This is a genomic window from Bacteroides xylanisolvens, assembly GCF_018289135.1.
GTDB lineage: Bacteria > Bacteroidota > Bacteroidia > Bacteroidales > Bacteroidaceae > Bacteroides > Bacteroides xylanisolvens.
Genome location: NZ_CP072216.1, coordinates 4,823,791 through 4,849,782 on the forward strand (window position 1 = coordinate 4,823,791; position 25,992 = coordinate 4,849,782).

The 25,992-nt window shown below is 42.6% G+C and carries 14 protein-coding genes and 3 pseudogenes; 10 read left to right on the plus strand and 7 right to left on the minus strand.

The window, feature by feature from the left end; all coding sequences use genetic code 11:
- Window positions 1-4: 4 nt before the first annotated feature.
- The 6 genes from INE92_RS20125 to INE92_RS20150 all read right to left on the minus strand — a co-directional run bounded on the left by INE92_RS20125 (window position 5) and on the right by INE92_RS20150 (window position 9,182).
- Window positions 5-1,786, minus strand: a complete 1,782-nt coding sequence (locus INE92_RS20125; protein ID WP_004313818.1) for an IPT/TIG domain-containing protein — start codon at window positions 1,784-1,786, stop codon at window positions 5-7.
- A gap of 12 nt (window positions 1,787-1,798) precedes the next feature.
- Window positions 1,799-2,740, minus strand: a complete 942-nt coding sequence (locus tag INE92_RS20130; RefSeq protein WP_225473428.1) for a phosphodiester glycosidase family protein — start codon at window positions 2,738-2,740, stop codon at window positions 1,799-1,801.
- A gap of 10 nt (window positions 2,741-2,750) precedes the next feature.
- Window positions 2,751-4,037, minus strand: a complete 1,287-nt coding sequence (locus INE92_RS20135) for a RagB/SusD family nutrient uptake outer membrane protein (protein WP_004313820.1) — start codon at window positions 4,035-4,037, stop codon at window positions 2,751-2,753.
- A gap of 5 nt (window positions 4,038-4,042) precedes the next feature.
- The gene (locus INE92_RS20140) at window positions 4,043-7,297 is read right to left on the minus strand and encodes a TonB-dependent receptor (protein ID WP_009040956.1); all 3,255 of its coding nucleotides are present in this window, start codon (window positions 7,295-7,297) and stop codon (window positions 4,043-4,045) included.
- Between the two features lie 222 nt (window positions 7,298-7,519).
- Window positions 7,520-8,467 (minus strand): FecR family protein, encoded by a 948-nt coding sequence (locus INE92_RS20145; RefSeq protein WP_008023857.1) that lies wholly within the window; start codon window positions 8,465-8,467, stop codon window positions 7,520-7,522.
- 148 nt (window positions 8,468-8,615) lie between these two features.
- Window positions 8,616-9,182, minus strand: a complete 567-nt coding sequence (locus INE92_RS20150; RefSeq protein WP_008023858.1) for an RNA polymerase sigma factor — start codon at window positions 9,180-9,182, stop codon at window positions 8,616-8,618.
- 138 nt (window positions 9,183-9,320) lie between these two features.
- Between INE92_RS20150 and INE92_RS20155 the strand changes: the two are divergent.
- A pseudogene (locus INE92_RS20155) lies at window positions 9,321-9,749 on the plus strand (HU family DNA-binding protein); the annotation flags it as partial.
- 171 nt (window positions 9,750-9,920) lie between these two features.
- Window positions 9,921-10,805, plus strand: a complete 885-nt coding sequence (locus INE92_RS20160; RefSeq protein WP_004309884.1) for an NAD(P)-dependent oxidoreductase — start codon at window positions 9,921-9,923, stop codon at window positions 10,803-10,805.
- Here INE92_RS20160 and INE92_RS20165 read toward each other — a convergent pair.
- Window positions 10,788-11,576, minus strand: coding sequence for an aspartate dehydrogenase domain-containing protein (locus INE92_RS20165; protein ID WP_004309886.1), 789 nt, complete (start codon window positions 11,574-11,576; stop codon window positions 10,788-10,790). The two genes, INE92_RS20160 and INE92_RS20165, sit on opposite strands and share 18 nt — an antisense overlap.
- Window positions 11,577-11,839: 263 nt before the next feature.
- Between INE92_RS20165 and INE92_RS20170 the strand changes: the two genes are divergently transcribed.
- The 8 genes and pseudogenes from INE92_RS20170 to INE92_RS20205 all read left to right on the plus strand — a co-directional run bounded on the left by INE92_RS20170 (window position 11,840) and on the right by INE92_RS20205 (window position 25,811).
- Window positions 11,840-13,483, plus strand: a complete 1,644-nt coding sequence (locus INE92_RS20170; RefSeq protein ID WP_004313825.1) for a DUF6377 domain-containing protein — start codon at window positions 11,840-11,842, stop codon at window positions 13,481-13,483.
- A gap of 210 nt (window positions 13,484-13,693) precedes the next feature.
- Window positions 13,694-14,386, plus strand: a pseudogene (locus INE92_RS20175) (TonB-dependent receptor plug domain-containing protein); the annotation flags it as partial.
- Between the two features lie 134 nt (window positions 14,387-14,520).
- Window positions 14,521-15,807, plus strand: a complete 1,287-nt coding sequence (locus INE92_RS20180) for an IS1380-like element ISBf12 family transposase (RefSeq protein ID WP_009040242.1) — start codon at window positions 14,521-14,523, stop codon at window positions 15,805-15,807.
- 171 nt (window positions 15,808-15,978) lie between these two features.
- Window positions 15,979-18,297 (plus strand): annotated as a pseudogene (locus INE92_RS20185) (SusC/RagA family TonB-linked outer membrane protein); the annotation flags it as partial.
- On the plus strand, window positions 18,297-19,832 hold the full coding sequence (locus INE92_RS20190) for a RagB/SusD family nutrient uptake outer membrane protein (protein ID WP_004309889.1): 1,536 nt from the start codon (window positions 18,297-18,299) through the stop codon (window positions 19,830-19,832). The pseudogene INE92_RS20185 and the gene INE92_RS20190, both read left to right, overlap by 1 nt.
- 30 nt (window positions 19,833-19,862) lie before the next feature.
- The gene (locus INE92_RS20195) at window positions 19,863-21,353 is read left to right on the plus strand and encodes a glycoside hydrolase family 30 protein (RefSeq protein ID WP_004309890.1); all 1,491 of its coding nucleotides are present in this window, start codon (window positions 19,863-19,865) and stop codon (window positions 21,351-21,353) included.
- Between the two features lie 22 nt (window positions 21,354-21,375).
- On the plus strand, window positions 21,376-23,373 hold the full coding sequence (locus INE92_RS20200; RefSeq protein WP_004309891.1) for a DUF5125 domain-containing protein: 1,998 nt from the start codon (window positions 21,376-21,378) through the stop codon (window positions 23,371-23,373).
- 191 nt (window positions 23,374-23,564) lie between these two features.
- Window positions 23,565-25,811 (plus strand): glycoside hydrolase family 3 C-terminal domain-containing protein, encoded by a 2,247-nt coding sequence (locus INE92_RS20205; protein WP_015532069.1) that lies wholly within the window; start codon window positions 23,565-23,567, stop codon window positions 25,809-25,811.
- Window positions 25,812-25,992: the final 181 nt, after the last annotated feature.

A 25,992-nucleotide genomic window follows, 5' to 3' on the forward strand; every position in this document is an offset into this window, starting at 1 on the left:
TCTTTTATTTATTTACTGTTATGGTACGAATCAAATGGTTTTGCTCATCAGCGATATATACTTTATCCGAAACCAGTACGCTTGCAGGGCAATTGAATGTAGCTGTCAGGGCAGAACCATCAATTTTACCTTTCGTTCCCGGAATACCGGCTATTGTTTTTAATGTTCCTTTCGTATAGTCGCCTTCTGCATCCGGTGTTAGCGTACGTATGGTATGCATTGTATAATCGGTGATATAAAGTACCTCATCCGGGCCGAATGCAATGCCGAATGTTGCCCCCATGGTTGCTTTTGACAGGTCGTTCTGTTCACCATCAGAATAAGTCGCGGCAGTGGGTACTACGCCAGTTCCGAATACAGTTTTTAGTGTACCGTCCGTATCGAACATATGCAGCTGATAAGTACCGCCGGTACCTACAAAAATTCTTCCCTTCTTATCTACCGCCATACAATTGGGACCGGCTTTGAGTGAAGACATATCGTAGTTAGTTACAGTACCGCCGGATGTTATTTTCTTTACTGCCTTATTATCGCGGTCCGCGATATACATATTACCATTACTATCAAAAGTGACGCTCATCGGACTTTTAAAGGTTGTTTCGGTGGAGAACACAGAGCAAGTGCCTTCCTGTGTAATCTTAATAATATTATTTAAAGCTTTATTGGCTACATAATATATGCCCGAGAGATCGAAACCACCTTGCCAGGGAGCATTAAATGTAACGGTGCCACTTTTGGCAACAGTTGAAACATTATATTCCTGATCCATTTTTCTGATGACGTTATTTCCTCTTTCGGCAATCCATATGTCACCATTGGGTGCGAGAGCTAGTCCCTGCGGGAATTTGAAAGAGGCAGCCGTTCCCTTACCGTCAGTAGAGGTAGTTGCGGAGTTACCTGCTACTGTTGCAACTGTGTAAGATAAATCTTCGTAGGTGAAACTTAGATTCTCTACCGTTTTATCTGCGACAGTAACTTTGACTGGATAGGTACCGGAAGGATTCTCCGGAGCAATAATGGTTAGCGTTGTTGCGGTTACAACTTTTACGGTTGCCTGCTTTCCGTTTATGGAAACCATGTTCTCTTCGACCGTTGTTCCAAATCCTTCTCCTGAAATCACCACTTCCTCTCCGGCTTTTCCACGTGCGGGGGTTAGAGAAGAGGTCGTTAATGTCACTGTGTGAAGGTAAGTAAACAGGGGGCTTTCAGCTTCTTTAGTACCAATTCTCACACGGATAGGGTAACTGCCTTCCTCGGTGTCGGGAATGATAATTTTGAGTTGGCTGGAAGTCGCCTCTTTAACTTCAGCAGTCACTCCGTTGATTGTCACCTGATTTTCTGATACCACTGTGCTGAAACACTGACCGATCAGTGTCACTAAATCTCCTGCATAGGCAGAGGAGGGCATAACCTGTAATACAGCAAGTTCAGGTGGAGCTTGAGGTGTTGCATAAGTAAATTTGAGTCCTTCTACAACTTCCCCTTTCACACTAACTTTGATTGAATAAGTACCTTCCGGATTATTGGGAAGAGCAATCACTAAACGATTCTGGGTTGCATCGATAATTTCCGCTTGTACTCCGTTAATAAATACCTCATTATCAATTGCTGTTTCAGAAAAATGAACTCCTGAAATAATTGCGGTACCTCCTGTCGATCCAGCTTTCGGAATAATGGAAATGAGTTTCGGAGGAAATTGTCGGGAATCGGATTCGTCCGATTCCGAACATCCACAGAACAAGTTGCAACAAAATAGGATAGATAAAATAAATATTGAGTTCTTCATACTTTCTGCTTTTTAAGGTTCATTGACTGTTACCATCCACGTATTTACGACAGGTCGCTCCTGTCCATCAGAAGGCCGGTTCCGTATTTGGAATATATCCGCTATCGGATGTCGTATAAGCATTTGGGTAGAACCGCCACCATCCAGGTTCACAGCCCATGAGCATCCTAATGCTTTCATTATTGAACCCATTTCCGGATAAGTAAGTCCGTATGAGTAGAACTCTACACGTCCGTCAGCCACCATGAAGTAGACATGACCATCATCTGAATATCCAAGACAAGTACGCGGATCGATACCTGGATAAGTCGCGCCGGATATTTCTCCATCCCGTAGCACGATAACTCCGCTCCCGGTCACTTCTTTGAGGTTGTACTGCATACCACGATACTCCACAGAGTCGGCAATTACCATTTTGTTGTCTTTCGTCAGCGCGATAAAACTCAAAGCTTGTTGGGGAAGTGTTTCTTTAAAGATGAATGAGTTTTTTAAGATCACTCCATTGCGATGAATGGGCCCCCTGATATCCATTGTACTGACATCCCAAAAATCAGCATTAATCATGGCAGCTACCCGGTGCCACGGACGGTCGGCGTAATCTGCCATTTCTGTTAGTGTCTGCCGCTGGAAGTTGTTGCGTACATCCGCATCATACGGCATACCTACTTCTAATGAAACCCCTGGTTCATTCAAATCAATGTCGATTATAAATATATGAGTAGAGCGGCTGTCTGCCTTTTGAAAATGGACATCTGTTTCCGTAACTCCCAATGCAACAACAAAGCTGGTATCGGTATATACACGTGCCACTGTTTCACTACCCGCTAATAGTTTTTGACCGATTTTTGTTTGCGGGGTATAATGTACGTCTTCAATTGTATCGTTTGAGCAACTTAAGAAAGCCACTGGTAATACAAATGACAGAATCTGCATGTATTTTAATAAGTTCATCATTTTCATTGTTTTAGTTAGCCCAATATGAATTTTGATTTAAAAGTTTATTGAGAGACCTTTCTTTGGCAGGAATAGGTAATTTGTTATACTTGCGCTCAAAGCCGAGATCACTTTCCAGGCGGTTGAGGCGGACAAGGTCGAACCAACGGAAACCTTCTGCCAGTAGTTCCGTATGTCTCTCATTGAGAATTGCATCTATGAAGTCTTCTTCAGTGGCAGGGTGTACAGAAGGAAGACCACGAAAGTTCCGAAGCTCATTCAAACGGGTAAGCCCTTTGGAAAGTCCTTGTGCTTCAGCACTGATCAGGTACATTTCCCCCAAACGGGTAATAATGATCGGATCGGTAGTCACCTCTCCACCGGGATATTTATTAATGACTTCATTTGTTTCCTGCATATCAATTGATATGGCGGTTCGTTTATCATCCGGTTCGAACATATTCATCACTTTTGTCGTCGGCGCATATGTATAGCTACCTCCATTGGCAGAAGCACGTGAATAGAGGGAAGCACTCAAGTTTACGCTTGATTCATTGAGCAGATTGACAAATGAGAATATTTCTTCTCGGTTTGCTTTTCCACGGAAGATCTGGTCGAAGTCGGCAAGTGAGAAATTGGCATCACCTATCACTTCTTCAGCAAGTTTGGCAGCTTCAGTCATTTTGCCTTGTGCAAGTTTGGTTCTTGCCATTAAAGCCTTTGCCGCTTGTTTTGAGACGTAATACTTGTCGGAAAAAGTAGGAGCATAATCTATTGCTACCTGAAAATTCTTTTCTACAAAACTCCATCCTTCTGTTTCGGTAGATGCTGCGATGTCTCCCGAGAAAGGAGCTTCGAGAATGGGAACTTCTCCATAGCGGGTAACCAGGTGATAATAAATCAGACCACGGAAGAAACTGGCTACTCCCAGTATCTCGTTTCGTGACTGGCTGGCTGCTAATTTGTCAACTGCGACAATCAGTGAATTTACTTGGTAGAGAGCAGTATAAAATCCATCCCACGGTCCGCTGACGAAACCGCTTTCAGGGGTAACCAGGTCTTTTACCAATAATACCGGATCTTTCAGTCCTGTCGCTCCGCCGCGGACAAGATCTCCGCCGACAATGTCTTGTGTAAGATAACCATTGACTGTTGGTTTGTTTTGTATATAAAAGTAGAGTCCGGTAAGCAGTAATTGAGCATCCTCCTCGGTGAGGTTATCACTGGATACGGCATTATGCGGATATTGGTCCATTTCGTTGCAACTAGTGGCAAACACCAATAATACTGTTAATAACGATATAATAAAATTCTTCATATCTGTTAGAATTTAAGATTGACACCTATTGTAAACGTACGCGGTTGGGATGGGTAGAGATAATCATATCCCATATTGGTTGCAGAGAGGCTTACATTTACTTCCGGATCCAGATACGGCCACTTCGTTAATATGAAGAGGTTATCTGCCTGGAAATATATGCGTAGATTATCGATATGTATCCGGTTAATCCAACTTTTTGGGAGGGTATATCCAATAGAAGCTGTACGGCAACGGATATAAGATGCATCGTGTAACATTCGGGTATTGACAAACTTGGTTGAGTTCCACGTATAACCATAAATGGCACGCGGATTTTCGTTAGTACTGCCTGGTCCCGTCCAACGGGATTCTGCAGATGATTTCAGTATCGGCCATGTACCGTTACCCATTCGTAAACCTCCGGTCCACAGTTCATAGAGCTTGTTGCCTGACGAAAATGTAAAGAACAGGCTCAAGTCAACGCCTTTGTACTTGAATGTGTTATTGAAACCACCGGTGAACTTTGGATTAGCCGAGCCGACAAACTGTTTGTCGTTTTCGTCTATGACATCGTTACCATCCACATCTTCGTAAATACAGTCTCCTGCTCTTACGCCCTGATCGTAAATCTTGGCAGGAATTTCATCATCCGACTGGTAAATACCTTTCCACTTAATCATATAGAAGGACCCTATCGGTTCGCCGACTTTAAGGGCGTGCATCGAGCTGGTTGTCAATATCTCATTATTGTCGAGAAGCGCAGTCAGTTTATTTCTGATAAAGGAGATATTGAAATCTGAATGCCATGAGAATGAACCTTTGCTAAGGTTGGCTCCTAAGGTAAATTCGAGTCCTTTATTACGCATTGATCCGATATTACATACCTGGCTGGTATAACCCGATGTAGCAGGAGTTGGCTTTTGGTAAAGCAAGTCCTTGGTATCTTTGATAAATGCATCTGCTGTGAATGTGATCGCACCTCTGAAAAAAGAAAGGTCTACTCCGACGTCAGCTTGTTGGGCTTTTTCCCATTTAAGATCGCGGTTGCCTGCAGTAGTCAGTCCTAAACCGTTCTCACCGTTATAGTTGTACCCTCCACCGGCTAATGCTTGATAAGCATAAGAGCCGATACCTCCCTGATTACCGGTGCAACCCCAGCTTGCGCGGAACTTTACATCGGTTTGTGGATATTTCCACCAAGATTCTTCTCCCAAATTCCAACCGGCGCTGACAGACGGGAAATATCCGTAGCGATTGCTGGATATGAATTTGGAAGAACCGTCAGCACGCATGGTTCCCGTTAGTAAATAGCGGTTCTTGTAGTTCAGACTTAAACGGCCGAAGAATGATTGGAGCAGGAATGAAGAAAGTCCTGTACTTATATCCGAGTATTCGGCAGCAACAGAGTTGACGTCAAAAGAAGGAGAGGGGAATCCGATACCCGTTTGTGCGGCTGAGGAAGTTACATCCTTTTGTATAGAATGCCCCAGCATGACGTCCAGAGAGAAATCTTCTTCAAAGGAGTGTTTATAAGTGAGCACGTTTTCCCATAAAGTACTCGCATAAGATTTTCGTCCGTCAATAAGCTTTCCTACTTTATTGCCATAGGGGTGATCGGCTGTGTAATAAATGTGTTCTTCCGTATAGTTGAAATCCTCTCCGAGTGTAGTTTTGAAGTTCAAGTCTTTCGTTATGTTAAACAGCATATAGAGTGAACCGAGGGCACGGTAATTATCGATATATACATCTTCTTCGTTAAGAGCCTGTATCGGGTTATGGTTGGCCAACTCCTGTCCTCCGACAGCATATTCTCCGTCGGGACGATAAGGGGAATCCCATGGACGTTGTTCGATGGCGCGGGTAATGACACTGGTTCCTATATTATAGCCGGTGGGAACGCGGTTATTACGCGAGTAACTTAAATTCAGGGCGGTTCCTACCTTGAGCCACTTTTTGATTTCCGTGTCCAGATTAACCTTCAAATTGTAACGTTTGAGCTGATTGTTGATAATTACACCTTCGTTGTGTTTGTAATTGGCGGACAAGTAATAATTCGTTTTATCTGTTCCGCCTGACACAGACGCGGTAGTCGTGTAGGTAACAGCCGTACGAAGTACCAGATCGAGCCAGTTTGTCTGTGCTTTTCCCGGTGCAGGGTTATCAATACGTGCCTGCGTACTGTTGGTTTGCAGATTATAGTTGTCGATAGCTTCGTTCAGAACTTCCAGAAACAGATCAGTGTCGGTCATATCCAGTTTGTCTGTTCTGGTCAGGTTGGAGAAACTAACATTCGTGTCAATGTTTACTTTGGCCTGTCCCTTGCTTCCTTTTTTAGTTGTTATCAGGATAACACCATTTGTTGCACGTGAGCCATAAATAGCAGCGGAAGCTGCATCCTTCAAAATCTGTATAGATTCTACGTCGGAGGGATTGAAATCATTCAGACCGTTCATTGATTGTGCTCCCCAAGCACCAGTATCTCCTGACGTATTGTTGATAGGTACTCCGTCAATTACATATAGTGGTTCGTTACCTGCGGTAATTGAACCGATTCCACGGATACTGACCCGATTTTTACTTCCCGGTACACCGGATGCTGACGTTATATTCACTCCGGATACGCGTCCCTGCAACAGTTCGTCAACACCTAATACCTGGCGGACATTGACTTCTCCCGGTTTATAAGTTCCAATGGAAGAGGTAACATCCCGCTTGGTTTTGGAGCCATATCCGATGACGATAACTTCATCCATGACGTGTGCATCTTCTTCCAGCGCTATGTTGATTGTTGGTGAAGCACCGATGCGGATAGATTTCTTTTTGTATCCGATGTAGGATATTTCCAACGGCTTGGATAGGTCTGCTGTGACGGTGAAATTTCCTTCAACATCTGTAATTGTTCCGATGCCACCTTCCTGTATTACATTGGCTCCGATAATCGGTTCGCCTTTTCCATCTGTCACAGTACCTTTGATGGTTTTCTTTTCGTTTTTTTTCTGTTGTTGCACTTCTTGCTTCACTAATACTATGGTATTGTTATTAAGCGAATAAGAAACATTTAATGGAGTGAATACTTGTGACAGTACTTGATCAAGAGGCTTATTTTTACAGTTGACGGTCACTTTCGATTGGTCGTTGAGGACATTGTTCCGATAAACGAATGTATACCGGGTTTGTTTCTCGATCTCCTTTATGAATGTTTTCACCGTACCATTATTGATGTTTACCGACACATTTCCTTTTTGTGCCAATGCTTCTGTTGTGGATAGTAAAATCATTCCAGTGAGCAAAATGGTAAAGTTTCTAAAAATAAGGAGATTATGTCTCCTCTTTTTAAAGGAAAAAATTAACTTTGTGTAATTCATAGTTGATACTATTTTTTCATGTTTTAATGGATTAATTTTATCGACTTTCATACAACCAAAGGATTGGGCGATTCTTTGGTTGTTTTTCTTTAAATAGCTTATATTATATCTTTCATAGGCTCCTTTCTTTTGAGGTTAATAAATAATGATTTTATCTTTATGTATCTCATATTTGAATTTATACTGAAGGCTCAATGAATGGATAACATTCTGTATATTTTCATGGCGGAAAGAACCGGACAGTAAATCTTGTGCAATCTGTGGATATTTTAGTTCTATTTCTACTCCATACCACCGTTCTATTTGCTCTATAACATCAATTAAAGGCTCGGAGTCGAAAATTAGATAATCATTACACCAGCCTGTTTCTACATGCACATCAGCTTTTGTAATTTTGAGGGCTTTGTCTACACTGGAGTAGGTTGCTTTTTCACCGGGAGTAAGCGTATATTCGTGCGGGAGAGAGCCGCCGGATATTTTAATTTTTCCGGTAAGCAGAGAGGTTTCGATAACATCTTTCTTATATGTATTCACATTGAAAGAAGTTCCCAATACTTCGATCTGGAAGTCATTTACCATGACTCTGAAAGGACAGTCCGGGCTTTTGGCTACATCGAAGAAAGCTTCTCCTGATAGATGTACGAGTCGTTGTTCTGTATCATTGACGTCATATCTGATGGTAGTGGCACCATTCAGTTGCACTTTTGTTCCGTCCGGCAATATGATCTCTGATTTGCTGCCGGGTTTTACATTGGCAGTTATCATTTGTTGCGAACTTGGAGTATCGAATAAGGAATATATGCCGAAGGAAGAGGTGACGAGTAGAGCGATGACAGCGGCATATTTCGCAAATTGATACCAGCGTCTTCTCCAGATGATTTGATGAAGTTCCTTACGTATCTGCTTTTTCATCATGGGGGGCATCCCGATTTCCGGTGCAGAATCTTTTTCCATGTTTATCATGGTATTCCAAAGTTCTTCATCCGGTATGTGGTCAAGTTCTTTTTTGAACTCTCTCAAGTCAGAAGAAGGTAGTCCCTTCTCCATATATCGGCGGTATAAATCTTTAAAATGTGTAGCCATATTATAGGTGTTTCTATTGGTTATACGTGAATGGAATAAGAGAGTACTATGATTTCTTTGTGTTTTATAACATAAAAATCAGATAGAGATCTTTTTTGTGGGAGAAGATATTATTGCCTTCCCCTTGTGATGTGTTGCAGTGACGATATTATAAGAAGAAAATAAAGAGAATATTATATTTCATTATTTCGCTGCGAAGGATCTTCAGAGCGGAAGTCAGATAGTTCTTTACTGTTTGCTCGGAAAGCTCCAGTTGCTCGGCAATCTGTTTGACTGGAATATGTTTTTCTCTGCTTAGTTCATAAATCTCTCGTTCCCGTTGTGACAGAATATTCTTTGATTTCTTCAGTTGTTGCAGGAATTCATCATACAATAATAGGTCTTCTGGAGATACATCGCTCTCTTGGTTCTCGCAATACTCCATAAAGTCTTCGAATTGTAGTTCGTTGACTTGTTTGCGGAAATAATCGATTACCTGATGTTTGGCAATAGTGAAAATAAAGGCTTGCAGGTTGCCAAAGCTATTCAGTTGGCTACGGTTGTCCCATAGGCGTAAAAAGGTATCCTGAACAATATCTTGTGCCAGGGAACGATTTTTTAGTTGTTTAAGAACAAAGCTGTAAAGTCGGTCGGCGTAGGCTTCATAAATCTGGGTAAAAGCCTGGTAAGAGCCGTTGCGTAGTTCTTTTATGCACTGTATTTCGTCTATTTTCATCCTTTCTGTAATAGAAGTAGGTCAGGCAAATGTACTGAAATAATTTAGAAATAAACAAATCTATGTGAATAAATAAAGAGAAACCGATGTCCGGTAGTTGGCAGATGAATTTTATTTTGCAATCATATTACAATCATATATCTGGGTGAAGGATACCGCGTCGAATTGGGAGAGTTCGGTTTCTTTTCAGCCAAAGTGAAAGCTTCCCGATTGGTAGCAAATAAGAATGATATTCGTTCTGAATCCGTAGCTTTCAACGGGGTGAATTTCCGTGCTTCCAAGAGTATGCGTGTAGGTATTCGCGGAGATTTGGAGCGCAGAAAGTGTGTCGATTTCAATACTTCATGTAAGTGGGACAGGGAGAACCTGAAGAAACTCGTCCTGCAATATATCGGGGAGCATGGCTTCATCACAAGAACCACTTATACAGAACTTACCGGGCGTTTGAAGAATACTGCATTGGACGATCTTAAATCTTTTGCGGCCGAAGGCATTATCAAGCGGGAGGGACGGGGTAATCAGATGCATTTTATAGCACTGCCACGAAAGGAACCGGATGGCGAGTAGTGAACTCTGATTGGATATGTTTAACTTGCGTTCGTGTGTCTAAAACATACTGTTATCGTCCATCATTAAATGATATTATGGCTAGAAATTTGTATCTTAGCGCCCATGTTGGGTTGCTAATCCGGTAACCGTGTATGTTTGTTTTTATAATACTTCTAAAATAAAAAAACGATGTTTCAGAAACTTGTAGCTATAGAGCCGGTCAGTCTGGTTCCGTCGGCCGAAAAAGCGTTGTATTCATTTGCCGGTCAGGTGGTGATGTATCCTGATGTACCCGCGAGTGATGATGAAATCATTGCCCGTATCGGAGATGCCGATGCGGTGCTTTTGAGTTATACCTCCCGTATCAACCGGTATGTACTTGAATGTTGTCTGAATGTGAAATACATTGGAATGTGTTGCTCGCTCTATTCTCCCGAAAGTGCGAATGTCGATATTCGCTATGCCAATGAACGGGGTATCACGGTAACAGGTATCCGGGATTATGGTGATGAGGGAGTGGTAGAATATGTCGTCAGTGAGTTGGTGCGCTGTTTGCATGGCTTCGGGCAGGAATCGTGGGAGGAGTTACCTCGTGAGATCACCGGCTTAAAAGTCGGAATAGTCGGATTGGGTAAGTCGGGCGGCATGATAGCGGACGCTTTGAAGTTCTTTGGTGCTGATATTTCATATTATGCCCGCAGTGAGAAAGAAGCGGCTACTGCCAAAGGATATTGCTTTTTGCCGTTGGAGAAACTCCTTGCAGAGAGTGAAGTCATTTGCTGTTGCCTTAATAAAAATACGGTTCTGCTGCATGAAGAGGAATTCAGGCAGATGGGTAATCGGAAAATCTTATTCAATACCGGTTTGTCGCCGGCATGGGATGAGGCAGCTTTCGCTGAATGGCTGGAAGGTGACAACCTTTGTTTTTGTGACACGATAGGCGCGTTGGGGAGTGAGCAACTGCTCAATCATCCGCATGTACGTTGTATGCAGGTGTCTACTGGCCGCACGCGTCAGGCGTTTGACCGCCTGAGCGCAAAAGTATTGGCCAATCTGTCAGAATACAATGGGTGATGTGATATTAATCAGGGTGCTCACTACTGACCACCCTGCAATATCCGATGTAGCACTATAAATGTCTACTACGGCATGCACCTGGTCATTTTTGATTTCTACCCTTTGCGTATCTCCCACAAATCCGGGGGTAGATTGTATGGATACCTGCATGTTCTCCGGACCGACAGAAGCTCGTGAGGCGGCAACTGTAACATTCACTTTGGTTGGAAAGAGGCGAATAGCTTCCGCAGCACTTCCGGAGAAAACAGTACGTTGCTCCGTTTGCAAGGAATCATCATAAACGGGAGTTCCTTTGAGTCCGTTAGGACCTTTTTCATTGAAGAAGCGGGCCGTCGTATTTCCCATCAGAGAGGCAGTTCTTAAAACATCGAATCCACCGGTAGCTCCGGATGCGATATAGATTCGTGTGCCATTTGCCTTGGCGGTTTCTGCCACTTCCCGATAGAATGTCTCGTCTGCCAAAGCACCGATAGACAAGGTAATGACAGAGGTTCCGTTTCTCAATGCTGGCAAAGCCAATTCCCGCATAGCGGCAGGAGAGGCCGATTCCACCAGATAATCTGGTTTTAATGCTAATAACTCTTCCAATGTGGCGCAAGCAATGCAAGGCTTGCCATGTTGCTGCATTTTATGAACGATGTGCGCTGCTTTTGAAGCCGTACGCGAATAGACACCTACCAAGTCATAATCTGGTAATAAGCCTTTGACAACTGCATCCGCAACGATTCCTGCAAGTCGTCCACATCCTACAATGACTAATTTTTTCATGCAACAAAGATAATACTTTTATTGGTAAGAGCTTGGATTGGTAATATGGTATTTATTTTCATCAGGTCTGTATCTGGGAATGGATTTGTCTGATAGAGTAAAGCTGGTTTTTATTGATGATAATATAACATATACTTTATATAGCTTTTAAGATAGGCTGTTTGTTCCTTTAATTTATGAGCCATTTGTAATCAGATTACGAAGATTTTCTCTACATTTGTCTTTATTAGTCTTGTAATCTTCTATTAAAGTTTAATACTCCGATGAAAAAAAAGTACCTGATATTTCTTTTACTTCTCTCTTTTCCACTATATACCCGGGCCGATAAGACCTTGGACTCACTGTTGAATGTGCTTGATTTGACGATTCAGGAACATGAAATTTATGTGGTTCAACGAGAATCACGTATCAAGCACCTTAAAGAACTGACACACGGAATAGAACCTAATTCCGCGGAACAGTACAATCTGAACAGTCAGATATACAAAGAATATAAAGCCTTTATTTGCGACTCTGCCATCCACTATTTGAATGAAAATATCCGGATTGCAGAGCGCTTGCGTGATGCAGACCGGCAGATAGAAAGTCAGTTGCAGCTTTCGCTATTATTATCATCAACTGGAATGTATAAAGAGTCTCTTGATGTGCTGGAATCGGTAGACCGTCGGAAAATCATTCCTCGTTTAATAGCCGATTATTATACCTGCTTTGACCATGTGTATGGCGAGTTGGGCGTTTATACACAGGATAAAACCCTTTCGGGACGTTATTGGAGTATCTCGCAGGCATATAGAGATTCATTATATGCTATATTGCCTCCGGAATCGGAAGAATACCTGCTGATGCGTGAAGCATCATTTCGCGATCAACGCCAGTATGAGGAAGCCCTGAAAGTGAATGATCTTCGGTTGACGAAAATAGAACCATATACTCCCCAATATGCGATGGCTACTTATCATCGTTCTTTGATTTACAAGTACAGTAATGATAGTCTGGGAGAGAAACGGAATCTTTGTCTTTCTGCTATATCGGATATTCGTTCTGCCATTAAGGACCATGCTTCGTTGTGGATGCTTGCCCAGCTACTTTACGAAGATGGTGATATGGAACGTGCGTACCAATATATGCGCTTTTCGTGGAATGCGACCAAGTTCTACAATGCCCGTCTGCGTAGTTGGCAGAGTGCTGACGTGCTTTCATTGATTGATAAAACCTATCAGGCAATGATTGAAAAGCAGAACGACCGTCTTCAACAGAACCTGCTGCTTATCACTGCACTATTGGTGTTGTTGATTGTAGCTTTGGGATATATCTACCGTCAGATGAAAAAGCTGGCAGATGCAAGAAATCATCTTCAGGTAGCTAATAAGCAGTTAAACGGATTGAATGAGGAGTTGAGGCAAATGAATAGTTGCTTGTCTTCTACCAATATCGAACTCTCGGAGTCCAATCAGATCAAGGAAGAGTATATTGCCCGTTTCATCAAGTTGTGTTCTACTTATATCAACCGTTTAGACGCTTACCGGCGGATGGTGAATAAGAAAGTGTCTGCCGGACAAATTGCGGAGTTATTAAAGATAACGCGTTCCCAAGATGCTCTTGACGAAGAACTGGAAGAATTGTATGCTAACTTTGATACAGCTTTTTTGCATCTCTTCCCTAACTTTGTGGGAAAATTCAATGACTTATTACAGGAAAATGAACAGATTTTACCGAAGAAAGGCGAGTTATTGAATACTGAACTGCGCATCTTTGCTTTGATACGTCTGGGTATTGAAGATAGTTCACAAATTGCGGAGTTTCTTCGTTATTCAGTGAATACAATTTATAATTATCGGGCGAAAGTAAGGAATAAAGCCCGTGGATCGAGAGAGGATTTTGACGATTTAGTGCGAAAAATTCGCTAATTCGGACTGTAAATCAACCACTTTTTTAGGTATATGTTCTGAATGTAAATAGGTGAAAATGAGTGGATTGTCGTTTTGTGTGATCCACTTATTGCCCCCTCCTTGTTAGCTCACTTTAATTTCTTTATACTTTTGACCTGTGCTTCGAAAGTAATGAGAATAGCCCATTGCTGACGAGCGTCTTATTATTAACTTTAAAACTTAGTACGCATGAAAAAAAACAGGCGAAAAATCCTTTCGGGGAGTCGCAAGATTTTCTTTGCTATCTTGGCAATGTTTTTATCTTTGAGTGCATCCGCACAGCAAATTACTGCATCCGGTCAGGTCCTGGATGCTCAAAAAGAACCGCTAATCGGTGTTAGTGTACAAGAGAAAGGTACGTCTAACGGAGCAATTACCGATTTAGATGGCAACTTCACATTAAACGTTAAGCAAAACGCCATTTTGATATTCTCTTATGTGGGTTATAAGTCGCAGGAGGTAAAGGCAGCCCAACAGATGAAGATCACACTTCAGGAAGATAATGAAGTGCTTGATGAAGTGGTGGTCATCGGTTATGGTTCGGTGAAACGGAAAGATGTGACTACCGCTATCTCTTCCGTATCTACCAAGGATTTGGATATGCGGCCTATCGTTTCGGCAGGACAGGCCATTCAAGGTAAGGCAGCCGGTGTCTCGGTGATTCAGCCTAACGGTACGCCGGGCGGTGAAATGTCTATCCGTGTTCGTGGTACTACTTCAATGAATGGTAGTAATGATCCGCTGTATGTAGTAGATGGAGTGCCTGTAGACAATATCAAGTTCCTTTCTCCGAATGATATTGAGAGTATGCAGATATTGAAAGATGCTTCATCGGCATCTATCTACGGTTCGCGTGCCGCTAACGGAGTCATTCTAATTACCCTTAATTCCGCAACACTATTATAAATTAAACTTTTTAAGTACCTGAGCAACAAAAAGTTGCTCAGGATTTTGCCATGTCAGAATTTTCACTTATCTTAGTGTTGCAAAAAAAACAAGAGAATCCGACGATAGACATGGCGAAGATACAAATTAAATCTGAGAGACTCACTCCTTTTGGGGGATTATTTTCAATCATGGAGCAATTTGACTCCACATTATCATCTGTAATCGACTCAACCCTCGGTCTAAGGTGTAGATCGTTCGGTTATCAGTACAGCGAAATCATCCGTTCTCTCATGAGTATCTACTTCTGTAGCGGTTCATGTATTGAGGATGTCACTACTCATTTGATGAACCACCTCTCGCTTCATCCGACACTTCGCACTTGTAGCTCTGATACTATCCTCAGGGCGATAAAGGAGTTGACGCAAGAAAACATTTCATACACATCAGATATGGGCAAGACCTACGATTTCAATACGGCTGACACTCTCAATACTTTATTGCTCAATTGTATATTTGCATCTGGCCAACTGAAAGAGGGTGAGATGTATGATGTTGATTTCGACCATCAGTTCATAGAGACAGAGAAGTATGATGCAAAGCCTACATACAAGAAGTTCCTTGGTTATCGCCCTGGCGTGGCGGTTATTGGCGATTTGATAGTCGGTATAGAGAATAGCGATGGTAACACAAATGTTCGTTTCCATCAGAAGGACACGCTGAAGAGGTTCTTTGCGAGATTTGAACAGAATGGGCTCACTATCAATCGCTTCAGAGCTGATTGTGGATCATGTTCCGAGGAAATCGTGGAGGAAATAGAAAAACACTGCAAGTCCTTCTATATCCGTGCTAACCGCTGCAGTTCGATCTACAATGACACCTTTGCTCTCAAAGGCTGGAAAACTGAGGAAATCAATGGCATTGAGTTTGAATTGAACTCTATCCTTGTTGAGAAGTGGAAAGGTAAGGCATATCGACTTGTGATTCAAAGACAGAAACGGATGGATGGTGTGCAGGATTTTTGGGAAGGAGAATACACATACCGTTGTATCCTGACTAACGACTATGATTCTTCCGTAAGAGAAATTGTCGAGTTCTATAACCTTCGTGGAGGAAAGGAACGTATCTTCGATGATATGAACAATGGTTTCGGGTGGGACAGATTGCCCAAATCCTTCATGGCAGAGAACACAGTGTTCCTTCTTCTTACAGCACTTATCCGTAACTTTTACAAGGCCATTATTCAAAGACTTGACGTAAAGAAGTTCGGGCTCAATGCAACAAGTCGCATAAAAGCGTTTGTCTTCAGGTTTATCTCTGTACCAGCCAAGTGGATCAGGACATCAAGGCGGTATGTGCTGAACATCTATACCTGTAATAATGCTTACGCAGATGTTTTCCAGACTGATTTTGGATAATGCCTACAACTTATGGGAATGATATTGTGTATTGCCTCAAGTCACATTGTGGGGTAAGGGGATATTGTAGGCAGAAGTGGGTGCTTCAAGTTCAAATTATCTGCAAATTCAGTAATGAGAGGACGTGTAAACGCAATAAGGACGTTCAAGGGCTTAGTTGCGGATTTGAGGATTACTACGAAGGCCGGTGCAGCCGGTAATGCCAAAGTTTCTTTGACAGCCCAGTTCGGTTTGAACAAAGTAGCCGATAAAGTAGAATCCCTGAATGCAGCACAATATAAAGAATTGCAGGATGAAATCGGACTAGTGTCTTTGCCGGACGGATTACCCGATCGCACCGACTGGTTTGATGAAACGTATACGACCGGAAAGACTCAAAATTATCAGGTAGCTGTATCCAATGGTAATGAGAAAATGAAATATTACCTTTCTGCGGGTTACCTCAAAGAACAGGGAGTGTTGGACATCTCTTATTACAAGCGTTACAATTTCCGGGTAAATCTGGAAAATCAGGTTCGTAAATGGCTGACAGTAAGTGCTAATATCTCTTATTCAGATTATACAAGCAATGGAGGCGGAGCAATGGGAACAGGCTCGAATCGGGGTGGTGTTATTCTGGCTGTTATCAATACACCGACTTATGCGCCGGTGTGGGACGCTTTGAACCCTAATCAGTATTACAATAACTTCTATGGAGTGGGTAATATCACCAATCCATTAGAAAATATGGCCCGTGCGAAAAATAACAAAGACAAAGAAAACCGCTTGTTGGCATCGGGTAATATATTGCTGACTCCATTTCCGGAACTGAAGTTTAAGTCTACTCTTACTCTTGACCGTCGCAACGCCGTTAATACCACTTTTCTTGATCCGATTTCTACTGCTTGGGGCCGCAATCAGTATGGTGAGGCTTCGGACAATCGGAATATGAACACAGTGCTGACATTTGATAATGTATTGACTTATAATAAAAACTTCAAGAAACATGGCTTGGAAGTAATGGCCGGTTCGTCATGGACGGATTCAGACTATTCAAATAGCTGGATCAATGGCTCCCACTATCGTAGCGATCAGATTCAAACATTGAATGCTGCCAATAAAATATCTTGGGATAATACAGGTACGGGTGCATCTCAATGGGGAATTATGTCATTCTTCGGACGTGTAGCTTATAACTTCGACAGTAAATACCTGATAACAGCTAATCTTCGTGCCGATGGTTCTTCTAAATTGCATCCCGATCATCGTTGGGGCGTATTTCCTTCATTCTCTGCAGCCTGGCGTATTTCTTCGGAAAAGTTCATGGAGAACCTTACATGGATTGACGATTTAAAATTGCGCGGTGGCTGGGGACAAACCGGTAACCAGTCGGGTATTGGTGACTATGCATATTTGCAGCGTTACAATATCGGTCGTATCGAATGGTTTAAGAAAGGCGGCGAAGGTGATTCTACTGATTATGCAAATGCTGTTCCTACCATTAGCCAGGCCAACTTGCGTACATCTGATTTAACATGGGAAACCACGACACAGACCAATATAGGTCTGGATCTGACCATATTGAATGGACGGTTGACGTTTAATGCCGACTATTATTATAAGAAGACCAAAAACATGTTGATGAATGTATCATTACCTGCCGGTGCCGCAGCCGCTACGTCTATTGCCCGTAACGAGGGTGAAATGGTAAATAAGGGTTTTGAGCTTTCTATTAGTTCGAAAAATCTTCGTGGAGGAGCATTTACATGGGATACAGACTTCAATATCTCTTTTAACCGGAATAAATTGACAAAACTGGAATTACAGAAAGTTTATTACGATGCTAAAACTGCGGATGTGGTGAATGACTATGTGGTACGTAATGAGCCGGGCCGTGCTTTGGGAGGTTTCTACGGTTATATAAGTGATGGGGTAGATCCTGAAACCGGTGAATTGATGTATCGTGATTTGAACAATGACGGTAAAATATCATCTTCCGACCGTACCTATATCGGTGATCCGAATCCGGATTTCACCTATGGTATGACTAATACCTTTTCATGGAAAGGCTTTAATTTGAGTATCTTTATCCAAGGTTCTTATGGAAACGATATTTATAATGCTTCACGTATTGAAACGGAAGGTATGTATGATGGTAAGAATCAGTCGGCCCGTGTACTGAGTCGTTGGAAAATACCCGGACAGATAACAGACGTGCCTAAGGCTAATTTCAAATTACTCAATTCTACCTATTTTGTAGAAGATGGCAGTTATCTAAGATTGAAGGATGTTTCCTTGTCCTACAACGTTAAAGGTAAACTATTGAAGAAATGGGGAATTACCCGTTTGCAGCCTTACTTCACGGCTACTAACCTGCTGACATGGACCAGCTATTCGGGAATGGACCCGGAAGTAAACCAATGGGGTAACAGCGGTACGGTACAAGGTATCGATTGGGGTACTTACCCTCATTGCAGATCATACGTGTTTGGTATTAATGTTGAATTCTAATGAAAGGAAAGATTATGAAACTAAGAACTATATTTTACGGATTAACCTCCGGCTTGCTATTGGGACTTTCTTCCTGCTCGCTGAATTATGAGCCATTAGACACCTATTCGGATGTGACGGAAGGAGTGACAAGTGATGGTACAAAAATCGTATTCAAGGATAAAGCTGCAGTTGAAAGTCATCTGATAACGCTTTATAATCAAATGCGCGACCGTCAGGAACATTGGTATGTGGATTTACTTTTGATTTCAGACTCTCATGCGGATAACGCTTATGCCGGTACTACCGGAGCGGAAGTTGTCCCGTTTGAGAATAACTCGATTGAAGGTTCCAATTCTGTGTTGGAACGTGACTGGAACCGTTATTTGGAGGATGTGGCCCGTGCCAATAAACTCATTTGTAACATTGACCTGGTGACAGATAATTCGTTGACTACTGCCGAACGGGCGCAATACAAAGCAGAAGCGAAGATATTCCGTGCCATGGTAATGTTCGACATGGTACGTCTGTGGGGTGATTTCCCTGTGATTACAACGGTGGCTGATGATATTACTTCTGAAAACATTGATGAGGTATATCCACAATATTTCCCCAAACAAAATACGGAACTTGAAGCTTATCAGCAGATTGAAAAGGATTTATTGGATGCAGTATTGTATGCTCCGGACAATACGCCGGGGAATAAGACGTTGTTTTCCAAATCTGTAGCTCGTACCTTATTGGCTAAAATATATGCCGAGAAACCTTTGCGTGATTATACGAAAGTTATCCAATATTGTGATGAGGTGAAAGCAGACGGTTTTGATCTGGTAGATGATTTCAGTGATTTGTTTGGAATGAATGCTGCGGGAACAGATGCAAAGATGCGTAATACAAAAGAATCGATTCTTGAAGCACAATTTACATCCGGAGCAGGTAACTGGTGTACATGGATGTTCGGGCGTGATCTCGTGAACTGGAATAACAATTTCACGTGGGCGAAATGGGTGACTCCGTCCCGTGACCTGATTAGTGCTTTCAAACAGGAAGGGGATGAAGTCCGTTTCAAAGAATCAATAGTCTATTACGATTGTAATTGGAGCAACTATTATCCGTCTGATAATTATCCGTTCATGTATAAATGCCGCTCTGCCAACAGCAGTATTATCAAGTACCGTTATGCCGATGTCCTGTTGCTGAAAGCAGAAGCACTGATTATGCAGGATACGCCGGATTTGGAAGGAGCCGCCGATATAATAGATGAAGTGCGCGACCGTGCCAAATTGGGAGCACTTCCCACCTCTGTCCGTTCAAACAAAAACGTCCTGCTGAATGCCTTACTTAAAGAACGTCGGTTAGAACTGGCTTTTGAGGGACAACGATGGTTTGATCTGGTCCGTCTGGACAAGGTAGAAGAGGTGATGAATGCAGTGTATTCCAAGGATTCAGGTCGCAAAGCGCAGATTTACACTTTTGATAAGAACTCTTATCGTTTGCCAATTCCGCAGTCGGTAATCGACGCGAATGATAAGATTCACCAGAATCCGGGTTATTAATTCAACTAAAAACATAGAAAACTTAAGATTATGATAGACATGAGAAATATAGCATTGACCTTTTTAGGATGCTTCACCATATTAGCTGCATGCAGCAACAGTGACGATGCGGAGAAACCGGTTACACCTGTTCCGACCGGAGATGTGACTATTTATGCGACCACTAGCAGCCTGACTCGCGATTTGACCCGTGATGCCGTTAATTTCAGCTCGAAAGATAATTTGGCACCTACTTCAATCACATTGAATCCGACTGAACAATATCAGACAATGGATGGCTTCGGAGCTGCTATCACAGGCGCCACTTGTTTTAATCTTCTGCAAATGAAACCGGAAGATCGTCACGCCTTCCTTACGGAAACATTCTCTGACGACAAAGGCTTCGGATTTAGCTATATCCGTATCTCTATCGGCTGCTCGGACTTTTCATTGAGCGAATATACCTGCTGTGATACGAAAGGTATTGAGCATTTTGCTTTGCAAAGTGAAGAGAAAGACTATATCCTTCCGATTCTGAAAGAGATTTTGAGCATCAATCCTTCTATTAAAGTCATTGCCGCCCCTTGGACTTGTCCAAAATGGATGAAAGTAAAGAGTCTCACAGATCTTACTCCGCTGGATTCATGGACAAACGGTCAGCTGAATCCAGCCTATTATCAGGACTATGCCACTTATTTTGTGAAATGGGTACAAGCCTTCAACGCCGAAGGCATTGATATTTATGCTGTAACTCCCCAGAACGAACCGTTGAACCGTGGTAATTCCGCTTCACTTTATATGAGTTGGGAAGAACAGAGGGACTTTGTGAAAACAGCACTCGGACCTAAATTCAAAACAGCCGGACTGGCTACGAAAATTTATGCATACGATCATAACTATGATTATAGTGATATTGCAACGGAAAAGAACTACCCCGGTAAGATGTATGAGGACGCAGCTGCTTCCCAATACCTGGCCGGAGCTGCTTATCACAACTATGGCGGGAATCGCGAAGAGCTTTTAAATATACATAAAGCCTATCCTGAAAAGGAACTTCTTTTCACGGAGACTTCTATCGGAACATGGAATAGCGGACGTGATTTGTCGAAACGATTGCTGGAAGATATGAAAGAAGTAGCATTGGGTACGATCAACAACTGGTGTAGGGGAGTTATAGTGTGGAACCTGATGCTTGATAATGACCGTGCTCCTAACCGTGAAGGCGGTTGCCAGACTTGCTACGGAGCGGTGGATATCAGTAATAGCGACTATAAGACAATTATCCGCAACTCACATTATTATATCATCGCCCATCTCTCAAGTGTGGTGAAACCGGGAGCGGTACGTATCGGTGCATCCGGCTATGCTGATAGCAATATCATGTATTCTGCTTTCGAGAATCCGGATGGAACATACGCTTTTGTACTGATGAATAATAATGAAAAGACTAAAAAGATAACCTTAAGTGATGGTAAGCGTCATTTTGCTTATGATGTTCCGGGCAAATCTGTGACTTCCTATCGTTGGGCAAAGTCGGAATAAGAACTTTAAAACGATCAAGACAATGAAAAAAAACAGTTATATTATATTGGCTTTGGCAGGAATGTTATCCATGAATTCCTGTAATGATGACGAATTCTTGCCCGGTAATCCGAGTATGGAAATCAAAGCAGAGAATGCAGATGCTCTTTTTGGTGACAGTCTTCCGTTTACGATTAAAGCCTCGGATGTGGATGTGCCTCTTTCTACGTTGAAAGCACAGCTTTTTTATGGAGAAGAACAAGTGTCTGAAACGGTCATCCGTACAAAGACAAGCGGAAATGACTATACTGGTAAAATCTTTGTTCCTTATTATGCTAATATTCCTAATGGAAAGGCAACTTTGAAATATATTCTTCAGAACATTCATTTTACTACCACAGAAATGACGAAAGAACTCGCTCTGGCACGACCGGACTTCCCCTATCTGACATTAGTGGATGAGGAAGGAAAAGAGTACCGGATGGAACGGCAAGCCATGTACAAGTATAGTGTGACAGGAGACTTCTCGCAAAAGATGAAAGCGTATATCAAGACTCCGAAAGTGGGAGAGAATGGGAACGAATTGACCTTCGGCTGGGAGAATGGAACGATTGAAGCCGGTTCTACTAATGCTATCTCATTTTCTAATACGGAACCGGGAAATTATGCTATCAAGTTTAATACGTTGACTTACGAGGCAGAACCATTTGCCAAGTTAAAGGTGAACGGTGAAGATATGGAATTGGTAGAGAATGATATCTATGCAATCAAGTTGACTTTGAAGAAGAATGACATTCTAGCGTTTGAAGGGGTGCCTGATTATGATAATTGGTGGATAGACCAGGATTATTTTGAAAAGCAGGAAGATGGAACATTGAAATTCCTGCCGATTGACGGAAGTTACCAAATAACAGCCAATGGTAAAATGAAGTATTTCTCTGTCATTGCTTTGAAGAATGGTGAGGCTGCCAAGTTGCAGGATGATGGAACAGGTGCTATCTGGGCTATTGGAACAGGAATCGGTAAACCGTCGGTGGCACTTTCTGAAGTAGGGTGGACTCCGGAAAACGGTCTGTGTATGCCACAGCTTACTGCGAAGAAGTATCAACTGACATTTATAGCTGGCGTTACCATGAAAGTGGATGATATTAACTTTAAGTTCTTCCATATCAATAAATGGGACAACGGCGAGTTTAAGGGTGATGCTATTTCTACAACGAGTGAATTGGTTAAAATCTCATCGGACGGAAACTTGGGACTGGAAGAAGGTCAGAAGTTCGAAAGAGGAGGTATTTACAGGTTTACAGTTGATGTGACGAAAGGCAATACCAAGGCTGTGTTGACAGTGGAGAAAGTAGGGAAGGTAGATTTACCTGCACCGGATATTTTCTTTGGTAATGATAAGATGGAGGTGACAGATACTGATATATATAAGTCGGATCAGGCGTTTACACAAGGACAAATGATAACTGTTACAGGCATTGATAATTTGAATGAATGGTGGATCGATCCTGATTTCTTTGAGAAACAAAGTGATGGTGCATTGAAGTTCCTGCCGATTAACGGAGATTATCGGGTGACAGCTAATGCTGTTTTGAAGTATTTTTCTGTAATGGCTTTGAAAGATGGTAAACCGGCCAAATTGCAAGATGACGGAACGGGTGCAATCTGGGCTATCGGAAAAGGAATCGGTAAGCCTTCTGTTACGTCTTCCGAAGTAGGTTGGGAGCCAAGTAAAGCGCTCTGTCTGGCGCAAGTTGCTTCTAAAAAGTATCAGCTAACCTTGAAAGCCGGGGAAACGTTGAAGACTAGTGGTGACCCGGAAGTGATTAGTTTTAAGTTCTTCCATCAAAATGATTGGGGAGGAGAATTCGGCAATTATGCAAGCTCTATTTTAGTGGAACAGCTTAAACTTGCAGATTCCGGAAATTTGGAAATGCAGGATAATAAAGCATTTGAAGAAGGAGCTGTCTATCGATTTACCATTGATGTAACGAATGGCAATGCAAATGCTGATCTGAAGGTTGAGAAAATAAATTGATCTGAAGATTGATGCCGGATTTTTATTGAACCTATCCTGAAAGGGTATGATGAATTGTACCCTTTCAGGATTCATCTTTGGTCGGAATAATGTAAAAAACATTAATAAACCCGTCCGCAACTAGGAAATATCCCCTGTTTGGGAGTCTATATAAATAAAGTATTAACTCATTTCTTATATCATCAATAAACATGAAACTCAAAGCAATGTTACTTGGCTTGTCTGTGATGACTGCGTTGTCTGCCTTTGCGCAGAAGCCCGTGTATCTGGATACTGGTAAGCCTATCGAAGAGCGAGTGAAAGATGCATTGAACCGGATGACCCTTGAAGAAAAGGTGAAGATGATTCATGCACAGTCTAAATTTAGTTCGGCAGGCGTTCCCCGCCTCGGAATCCCCGAAGTATGGGCTACCGACGGTCCTCACGGTATCCGTCCGGAAGTGTTGTGGGATGAATGGGATCAGGCAGGATGGACAAACGACTCCTGTATTGCCTATCCGGCACTGACGTGTCTTTCTGCTACATGGAACCCCGAAATGTCGCATCTTTATGGGAAAAGTATCGGTGAAGAGGCGCGTTATCGCAAGAAAGACATCTTGTTGGGTCCCGGTGTGAATATCTACCGTACTCCCTTGAACGGACGTAACTTCGAGTATATGGGAGAAGACCCGTATCTATCCGCCACTATGGTGGTTCCTTACATCAAAGGTGTACAAGAGAACGGGGTAGCTGCCTGTGTGAAGCATTATGCATTGAACAATCAGGAGTTCAACCGTCATACCACTAATGTGCAATTGAGTGATCGTGCTCTTTATGAAATATACCTGCCTGCTTTTAAAGCGGCTGTTCAGGAAGGTGGAACATGGTCGATTATGGGCTCTTATAATCTTTATCAGGGACAGCACGCTTGTCACAACAAACGTCTGCTTAAAGATATTCTTCGTGATGAATGGGGTTTTGATGGCGTTGTAGTGTCCGACTGGGGAGGTGTGCACAACACCGAACAGGCTATTCACAATGGTATGGACTTGGAATTTGGTTCCTGGACGAACGGACTGTCTGCCGGAACGAGAAATGCGTATGATAATTATTACCTTGCTTTCCCTTACCTGAAACTGATAAAAGAGGGTAAAGTAGGAACAAAGGAACTGGACGAAAAGGTTAGCAATGTCCTTCGTCTGATATTCCGTACTTCAATGGATCCGCACAAACCGTTCGGCTCTTTAGGTTCTCCCGAGCACGGACAAGCCGGACGTCAGATTGGAGAAGAAGGCATTGTATTGTTGCAGAACAACGGTAACGTATTGCCTATCGATTTGAATAAAACGAAGAAAATCGCAGTGATCGGTGAAAATGCGATAAAGATGATGACTGTGGGCGGTGGTAGTTCTTCTTTGAAAGTGAAATATGAGATTTCTCCGTTGGATGGACTGAAAAGCCGTGTGGGCTCAAAAGCGGAAGTGGTATATGCCCGTGGGTATGTAGGCGATCCGACAGGAGAGTATAACGGTGTGAAAACCGGTCAGGATTTGAAGGACAACCGTTCGGAAGATGAACTGCTCGCTGAGGCTTTGCAAGTGGCTAAAGATGCCGACTATGTTATCTTCTTCGGTGGCTTGAACAAGAGTAATCATCAGGACTGTGAAGATTCGGACCGTGCCTCTTTGGGTTTGCCATACGCGCAGGATAGAGTGATAAGCGAACTGGCAAAGGTGAATAAAAACCTGATTGTTGTCAATATCTCCGGCAATGCAGTGGCTATGCCTTGGGTGAATGAAGTGCCTGCTATTGTTCAAGGTTGGTTCCTGGGTTCGGAAGCCGGAACAGCTCTTGCTTCCGTATTGGTGGGAGACGCCAATCCTTCAGGAAAACTTCCTTTCACTTTCCCTGCAAAACTGGAAGATGTAGGTGCTCATAAACTGGGCGAATATCCGGGTAATAAAGAAGAACTGGCACAGTCTAAACATAGAGGGGACACCATTAATGAAATCTATCGGGAAGATATTTTCGTAGGTTATCGCTGGGCGGATAAAGAGAAAATCAAACCGTTGTTCCCGTTCGGACACGGATTGAGCTACACTACTTTCGCCTATGGAAAACCCTCGGCCGACAAGAAAACAATGACAGCAGATGATACCATTTCTTTCACAGTCAATGTGAAGAATACAGGCACTCGTGAAGGTCAGGAGGTTGTTCAGCTTTATATCAGTGATAAGAAATCCTCGCTCCCTCGTCCGGTAAAAGAGTTGAAAGGTTTCCAAAAAGTGAAACTGGCTCCGGGCGAAGAGAAAGCAGTAACGCTGACGATTGATAAGAAAGCATTGAGCTTCTTTGATGATGCCAAACACGAATGGGTGGCCGAACCGGGCAAGTTTGAGGCGATCATCGGTAGTTCATCCAGAGATATTAAAGGTATTGTACCATTTGAGTTGAAATAGGTAGATGTTTGGTTAGAGATCTTTTTTTAGGAGATGAAGGCGGTTCCGGGTACAGGAGCCGCCTTCTTTGTTTATAGTCAGGATAGAACTTACTACCATTCACCCTTAATTTGTATTATCTTCCCATATAGGAAAAAGTAGCTGTAAGCGTCTCCGCGATTCTATCTTGTCGCCCTTTTTT